This is a genomic window from Streptomyces sp. NPDC127119 (assembly GCF_042677425.1).
Classification (GTDB): domain Bacteria; phylum Actinomycetota; class Actinomycetes; order Streptomycetales; family Streptomycetaceae; genus Streptomyces.
Map to the genome: position 1 here is coordinate 1 of NZ_JBHXTO010000306.1, position 1,798 is coordinate 1,798.

At 67.7% G+C, this 1,798-nt stretch carries 1 protein-coding gene; it reads left to right on the top strand.

The features are described from left to right. The first annotated feature begins 154 nt into the window (after window positions 1-154). Complete coding sequence (locus ACFVH5_RS44325) at window positions 155-1,723, top strand: arabinogalactan endo-beta-1,4-galactanase (protein WP_385839360.1); 1,569 nt, start codon at window positions 155-157, stop codon at window positions 1,721-1,723. Window positions 1,724-1,798: the final 75 nt, after the last annotated feature.

Below are 1,798 nucleotides of genomic sequence, written 5' to 3' on the forward strand. Positions count from 1 at the left end.
CAGCAGATAGCCCGTCCGGCGTTTGAGGACCGGGGGTTCGGGGGCTGGCCCCCGAGGCAGTGACGGGAACGGGTAGGGGCGGCGGGGGCGAGGCAAACCCCCCGTCACCGCACGGGGATCACATCCACATCACGTCGAAGGGACAACGACGACGATGTTCCATCCCAGACGCACGCTCAAGGCCCTGCTCCTGCCCCTGGCAGCAGGCCTCGCCCTGACCCTGCTACCCGCGCAGAGCGCCTCCGCGGCCACCACCCTCACCAACCCCGGCTTCGAATCGAACGGCACCGGCACCGCCACCCCCACCGGCTGGACGGCCTATTCGGCCGGAGGCCAGACCGCGGCCTCCTACGCCGAGTCGGGCGGCCACACCGGCAGCTACCGGCTCACGCACTACTCGGCCTCCGCGTACAAGGTGGAGACGTACCAGTACCTCTCCGGCCTCACCAACGGCACCTACAAGCTCACCGCCTGGGTGCGTTCGGGCGGCGGCCAGAACTCCGCGTACCTCGCGCTCAAGAACTGCGGCAGCGCGGAGCAGCGCACGGACATCCCCGTGTCGTCCAGCGGCTGGCTGCGGATCGTCACCTCCATAGCCGTGACGAACAACCAGTGCACGATCAGCGTCAACTCCGACGCCAAGGCCGGCAACTGGATCAATGTCGATGACCTGACTTTCACGTCCGGGTCAACAGCCCTGTCCATCAAGGGCTCTGACGTGTCGTCACTCGCCAAGAGCGAAGCCAGGGGCGGTGTCTACAAGAACAGTTCCGGCACCACCGGTGACGCCCTCGCCATCCTCAAGTCCGCCGGGCAGAACTACGCCCGTCTCAAGGTGTGGGTGAACCCCGCCGACGGCTACAACGACAAGGCGCACGTCCTCGCCGTCGCCAAGCGCGTCAAGGCGCAGGGCATGAAACTCCTCGTCGACTTCCACTACTCGGACACCTGGGCCGACCCGGGCGCCCAGTCCAAGCCCGCGGCCTGGTCCAGCCACTCCTACAGCCAGTTGAGGACGGACGTCTACAACCACACGTACGACGTTCTGAACGCCCTGAAGGCCCAGGGCACCACGGCCGACATGGTGCAGGTCGGCAACGAGATCAACGGCGGCATGCTCTGGAACGAGGGCTCCACCTCGAACTGGGCGCAGCTCGCCGGGCTGCTCAACTCGGGCTACGACGCGGTCAAGGCGGTCAACTCCGGTACGACCGTGGCGATCCACCTCGCCAAGGGCGGCGACCTGGCGGGCACCCGCTGGTGGTTCGACAGCGCCGTCTCCAACGGTGTGAAGTTCGACGTCATCGGCCTGTCCTACTACGGCTACTGGCACGGCACGCTCGCCGACTTCCAGACGACCCTGGACGACGCGGCGTCCCGCTACGGCAAGCCGGTGTACCTCGCCGAGACGGCCTATCCCTTCCGGCTGGACAGCGAGGACGCGACCGAGAACATCATCGACCTCGCGAGCGAGCTCGTCCCCGGCTACGCCGCCTCGACGGCGGGCCAGACGCAGTGGATGAAGGATGTCGCGAGCATCGTGGAGGCCGTCCCGAACGGCCGCGGTCTCGGCATCTTCTACTGGGAGTCCACCTGGACGGCGGTGACCGGCAACGGCTGGGACCCGACGGACCCCTCGTCCGGCAACGGCTGGGAGAACCAGGCCCTGTTCGGCTACGACGACAAGGCCCTGCCGGCGATGGCGTGGTTCAGTCACCGGTGACCGCCCGAACGTAACTGGGCGAGAGCCGGGAAGCACAACGGGGGTGGGGGGGGGTGGGGGGGCCGATGACAAACC

What these genes read in the sequence shown, in the direction of transcription:
- ACFVH5_RS44325 (WP_385839360.1), top strand. Translation starts at nt 155, where the DNA reads ATGTTCCATCCCAGACGCACGCTCAAGGCCCTGCTCCTGCCCCTGGCA.